Genomic DNA, 5,819 nt, shown 5'->3' with positions numbered 1-5,819 from the left:
ATTGTTAACATTAAGAATAGGCGGTTACACAAAATCTTTTACAGTCTCATTTATTACCATAATAAACGCAATCCAAATTCACTTTTAATGCCTCTATGGCTCTCTCCATCCAAATCTTCCTCCCACGTTACACTGAAATTAAATTCACTACTAGCATTAAGTTTGCCAATGAATCCTAATCCAGCTCCAAACCAATCATCACTGGAGTTTAATGAGGTTTTTACATCATCTAGTGTGACATCAAAGTGATCGCCCCATTCCTTATAATAATTTAAATCGATGTAGGGTTTTATATATTTAGTATTTTCTGCATCATAGTTGACTATTTTTTCTAGCCGTCCACCAGCTCTAAGCAATATTCTATTTTGATTTTTAATTTCAACTTCTGAAAACTTGGTTCCATTTCTTTTATCATCAAATTTATCAAAATGCATTTGTTGATATGCTAGCTGAAGTTGAGGCTCAAAACTAATACTTTTATCTTCAAGCATCTGGAGTGGTAAGCCGAATTCAATTGATGAGGCAAAACCATAACCATCAGTATTTCCTTTAACACCGTTCACTGACTCAGTATCTACATCATATTTAGATAGTTGTATGATTCCATCAAGATACCAGCTATCTTCACCCAGTAAAGTTGCATATAACCCAACCGAGTGGCTAGTCATATCTACTTCACCCAATTTTTGTTTATCTATATCATCTACATTCTCATCAATGATAGCACTACCAATGAAAACGCCTGCTCTTACAGACTGAACTCCTTCAAACCTGTTACTTCTATAAAAATCTAGCCCTCCTTGAAGCCCTGACCAATCAGCATCAAAGTTATTATCATTATCAAAATTGAATTTATAGTCATTTCGATACACTCTAACCCAGCCAAACTGGGGTGAAAGTGCATTAGTATCACCACTGATAGGTCGATTACTTTCCCTTTCATGATACCGACCTATATTATCCCACATATAGCGGCTCATCATTGCAGGAATTGATTTGTAAATGCCTGCTTCACGCCGTAATCTTGTCGAGCGCAGATACCAGTTTTGGTTAGTTCCTGTTAAATTTTGGAAGAATAAGCTGTATTCATAAGCTCCAGCACTAATACTATCGTTAAGTAGTTGAAAGCTATTAGTAGAGCTTACCCCATCAACCTGAATGACTAAAATACCATCTCCTGTTGTTTCAGCGCCTATGCCTCCTACATTGTTAATGACTAAAGTTGTATTCCCTGTCGCATTACCATTAATAATTAATAGGTCTGAAGATGAATTATCACTCCCTAATACGGTATCTAAAATAACTCTTCCAGAGCCACTATAATTTCCGCCAACTGTAAAGGTATCATTGGCTTCTGTGTCAGCTAAGGTTAGTACTCCGTTATTGGTTACATTTCCTGCTACAACAAAGACTCCAGGACTATTTCCAATGGCGGATACGGTTGCTGTAGAGTTTATAGAAAACTGCTCTGTTGTAATGGTTCTTGAAGCACCTAAATTAACCGAAGCATTATTTGAAAAGTTTATCGTTTCCCAGTTATCTGCTTGAGGGAAAATACCACTCCACCCATCAAATGTTAGAATATCAACATCACCGTCAGTCGATACTGCATCATCCCCTCCATCTAGTGTGATGGTATTTTCAAAGGAGGCATTGTTAAATACAGTCATAATATCAGAGCCTAAGCCCAAATCCACTCTACCATCTCTGAATATTCCGCTATTTATAAAGGAGTCATTTCCATCTCCTAAAACTATATGTCCCTGAATTTGGCCTTCATTCACTAAATTTTCGGCCTCCTCATCACCAAAAATAGCAACTGAGTTTTCATCAATAGAAATAACACCAGTAGATGTATTTACAATAGTTCGCAAACCAGGTGATGCAGGATCGCTATAAATAGCATAACGATTTGTTTGAACCCCTGGACTACTTGTATAATCAGAAACCGATATGGTTCCACTATTAATTAATCTAAAATTATCGCCAGTTATATTAACGCCCTCTCCCTCATCATTAATAATCGTTATATTTCCACTATTATTAATTTCAGCATTGTCTCCTCTAAAAGCAACGCCAATATAAGGGTTAACGATAGAAAGTCCATTGTTATATACACCAATAACTGACCCTTTATTATCAAGGCTCCCCCCATCACTATCAATATGAATTATTGCCGTATCAGTTCCAGTGGAGTGGTTTATTAATCCATTATTTATTAATCGAATATCACTACCAACAGCATCTATACTTTCTTGTGCAATATCTCCGGTCATGCTTATCGTACCGTTATTTGAAATAATTGCATTGTCAGAATTTGTAATGCTAAAAACATTGGTAGGACCAATCGAGTTACTAAGAGTGCCATTGTTATTAACAACTACATTATTACTTATATTTATTTTTACTGTTTCTGGTAAAGTATCCGTCGTTATGTCTGCTCCACTATCGATATTTAAGGTTACATTATTTGCAGAATTGATAGTTATTGGAATTGAGCTAGACCCTATACAAGTGACTGTAGTTCCTGCACTAGGGCTCGTACTTGAGCAGGCTGCAAAAACGACAGTACTGCTCAAATAAGGAATAGTGATTAATATTGAAAAGCATATGCTGTACTTCATTTATCCCCCTAATTATTAATTATTCATCTAAGTAATGCTCTATGTAGTGTTAATATTTTTGATGGATGAGAAGAAATAAATGGACTCTCAATCTTATTATTTAATAAAATGATTGCTCATAACTATTTACTAATGGCGTGTAACTGGTTTCATGTTATGCTGAATTTATACAATAAAAAAGGCATAACATGCAGTATTAAATCTGCTATTCTTGAGTCTTTATTTAGTTAAAAAATGGTATATTTAATTATTTTTTATAGTAGTAGATAGTTTTAGTTTTGTATCCAATGTGAGAAACTTTTCATTATTGGTTGCCTGTCTAAGGGAGTCATAACCCTCAATTGATGTTTACAGTTGCTAGTGCCCTTAGTGCTCCTTCCCCACCCCAAATACCAAACCCCCTCGAAAAAAGTTCCGATAACCTGTGTTATCGGAACTTTTTAAGGTTAACAAATTGGGCCTTAGAGGGGAGCTTTCTATTTTAATGTTCCATTTTCTCGGTAAATATTGACAAGTACCGAGAAAATGGAACATCATAAGGTATGACAACGAACACACATTATCATCAGGTCCTTAAGCTAGTGGACTCTCGTGGGCTGATTAGGAGCCGAGATTTAGATGCTATTAGTGTGCCAAGAGTAGTCCTCACTCGAATGGTTCAACGAGGCCTGCTCATCAGAGTTGGACGTGGACTCTATTCTGCCCCCAACCGTCCAGTTTCGGAGCACACTAGCCTCGTCGAGGTATCCCGAAAGTATCCCCAAGCATTGGTGTGTCTGCTATCCGCACTCCAATTTCATAGCCTAACGACCCAAGCACCCTTTGAAGTTTGGCTAGCTATACCAAATAAGGCGTACGCTCCTACCATGGAATATCCACCGCTTCGTATCGTGCGATTCTCTACCAAATCGATAGCTGAAGGGGTTGAAGACCACTTGGTAGAAGGGGTAACAGTGCATGTAACTTGTATTGCTAAGACAGTGGCTGATTGTTTTAAATTCCGCAATAAAATAGGTCTAGATGTGGCTCTTGAGGCACTAAATGAGTCGTGGCGAAGCAAGAGAGTAAAGATGGATGAGCTATGGCATTACGCCAGTATTTGTCGTGTTACCAACGTTATTCGCCCTTACCTTGAGAGTTTGGCTTCATGAGTAAAAAAAATATGGCCGCATCTGTGCGCGCTCGTCTCCTAAATCACGCCCGAGAGACTAAACAAAACTTCAATCTGGTACTTACCCGTTATGCACTTGAAAGACTTTTAGGTAGTGACTCAAAACTGTGTCTACTCATATTTGAAGGCCAAACTCATAGCGATTAATAAAAAGTCCAATTACAATATCATGCATTTGATTGGTCTTTGAAAAGCAAATGGTTTTTCTGGTAAGGCGTTTAATACGAGTCCTTAACGTTAGGTGTTTTCACTCTATTTTTTGAGTGTTTCATTGTTTGTATAGTCAAGAATAAAAGACTTTTTACATTCTTGATTTTTGCATAGGTAGCGTTGTTTCCCTTGTGGACTAAGGCCTATTTTTTTAACTTTATTGTTACCACACTTATTACAGAATACGGTTACCACTGCCACAAACATTATCTCATTTAACATGTCTTACTAACATATGATGATTATACTACAAGTGCTACATGCTTTGAAAAGACCTGCGTTGAGTAAAAATCATACAATCCAGTCTTTGGACATACTTTTGAGGCACAACCGACAGTTTGTCATGGAAAAGGCGAGTACGCTCGAGATGAAGATGGTGATGGCTTTCATGAGATACACGTTAATACAATAGAAGGCTGCTGGTCTTTATTACGATCATGGCTAAGGCCTCATCGTGGAATATCTCAGGAAAAATTGCCTTATTATTTAGCATTATTTGAGTTCGTATATAACGTAAGACGTCGTGGGAAAAGTTTGCTTAATGATCTAGTGGAGTTATTGGTATAACCCCCCTAGGAATACATATAGAGCCTAACTATTAATAAACGTCACCCTGACGCCACACATTATGTCACTTTAGGAAAACTAATCGTTAAGACTCATGAGTTCCAAAAACGGTCCTTTTTCATTTTCCCTCGTGCACAGTGGCTCTACGTAACCCTTTGTATTCGTGCGGTCTTTCTCACAGCCCTGCTAGCTCAACAGTGCTAACATTAGCTAAGTTGAATTTATAGCTGATGGAGTAGTATCTTGGATTGTCCACAAATCGCAGGTTTAAAGCTGGATGCAGCTTCTTTGGAAGGCATCGAGAGGATGAAACATAAACACCAGCTCATGAAGTATGGTGCAATAGCTATCACTGCAGGTACTATTTATGCGCTTTTCTTTCGTAACGCTACAGCTAAAGCCCTCTATGATGTTGAGGAATATGACTGGCACGGATTTAGTCAAACTATGGGTGCATTACCAACGATGACGCGTAGAGCGCTACAAAAAGACGCTTGGCTACAAGCTATAGACCACCAGTATGACCCCAAACAACAACGTTTTTGGAACGCTGTAGCGGATGGATGCAATGTCAAATAAATTAGCGACACTAGCAGTTGCACTGTGCTTACCACTAGCAGCATGTGCTAATGACAAGCTGAAAGAAGAAGAACTTTATCAAGCAGCTAAAAGCATGGCTGTGGCGATGAACGAGCTTGGCGCAAAAATTAAAGAATGCGAGAAAGATAGACCTGTTTTGCCTAAAAGTGTTTTTAAAGATATTAATCTAACATCAAACGAAGCATTAACAGCTTTAATTTATTTCGAACAAATCAATGAAATTGAATGCTTAAAAGAGGCAGATACTAAATTTATAATTACCAACTTGGTTTGGTCTGATGCCTTAAAAAATAGTAGTGATGCACCTCTTGAAGGCTTTGACAAAGAAAAAGTTGAAATTATGCAAGACATTGCTATTTCAGCTTACAAGAGTATGAACAAGCTTAAAGTTAGATATGCAAAGATATCTGCAGAGAAAAGAGAAAAACTAGAGCAGCTTAAAGAGCTAAAATCACGCTTTAATGCAAGCAAAACATTTGAAGTGATTGAAGCAAAAAGCAAATAGATTCAATGAATCTTAACAGTACGAAAAAAGCCAGCATATGCTGGCTTTAAAGCTAAGTTTTTTCGTTTTGAATTTTGTCGTACATTTCCTTCATTATTAACAAATAAAATGCAGGGAGAATAAACATAAAAAGAAACGGTAT

At 37.4% G+C, this 5,819-nt stretch carries 5 protein-coding genes and 1 pseudogene; 3 read left to right on the top strand and 3 right to left on the bottom strand.

Annotated elements, in window-relative coordinates; all coding sequences use genetic code 11:
- Positions 1-53: 53 nt before the first annotated feature.
- Positions 54-2,624, bottom strand: coding sequence for an autotransporter family protein (locus KCG35_RS23415; RefSeq protein ID WP_215822282.1), 2,571 nt, complete (start codon positions 2,622-2,624; stop codon positions 54-56).
- Positions 2,625-3,166: 542 nt separating this feature from the next.
- On the opposite strand from KCG35_RS23415, the gene KCG35_RS23410 reads away from it, so the two are divergent.
- A complete protein-coding gene (locus KCG35_RS23410; RefSeq protein WP_215822281.1) occupies positions 3,167-3,775 on the top strand; it encodes a type IV toxin-antitoxin system AbiEi family antitoxin domain-containing protein in 609 nt (202 codons plus the stop codon).
- A gap of 135 nt (positions 3,776-3,910) precedes the next feature.
- Here KCG35_RS23410 and KCG35_RS23405 read toward each other — a convergent pair.
- Together KCG35_RS23405 and KCG35_RS27145 are read right to left on the bottom strand one after the other, a co-directional pair.
- A pseudogene (locus KCG35_RS23405) lies at positions 3,911-4,039 on the bottom strand (IS1 family transposase); the annotation flags it as partial.
- Between the two features lie 8 nt (positions 4,040-4,047).
- Entirely contained in the window at positions 4,048-4,212 is a 165-nt protein-coding gene (locus tag KCG35_RS27145) for an IS1/IS1595 family N-terminal zinc-binding domain-containing protein (RefSeq protein ID WP_373687371.1), read from the bottom strand.
- Positions 4,213-4,815: 603 nt separating this feature from the next.
- Here KCG35_RS27145 and KCG35_RS23390 point away from each other — a divergent pair.
- Together KCG35_RS23390 and KCG35_RS23385 are read left to right on the top strand one after the other, a co-directional pair.
- Positions 4,816-5,151 carry a hypothetical protein gene (locus KCG35_RS23390; protein ID WP_215822279.1) on the top strand — a complete coding sequence of 112 codons (336 nt, stop codon included), beginning with the start codon at positions 4,816-4,818 and terminating at the stop codon, positions 5,149-5,151.
- Positions 5,141-5,677 (top strand): hypothetical protein, encoded by a 537-nt coding sequence (locus KCG35_RS23385; protein ID WP_215822278.1) that lies wholly within the window; start codon positions 5,141-5,143, stop codon positions 5,675-5,677. The genes KCG35_RS23390 and KCG35_RS23385 overlap by 11 nt, the downstream gene beginning before the upstream one ends.
- The last annotated feature ends 142 nt before the right edge of the window (positions 5,678-5,819 follow it).

It is taken from the genome of Zooshikella harenae (genome assembly GCF_018837975.1).
Taxonomy (GTDB): domain Bacteria; phylum Pseudomonadota; class Gammaproteobacteria; order Pseudomonadales; family Zooshikellaceae; genus Zooshikella; species Zooshikella harenae.
Note: the sequence above shows the minus strand (reverse complement) of the source record. Positions and strands in the feature narration are given on the sequence as shown.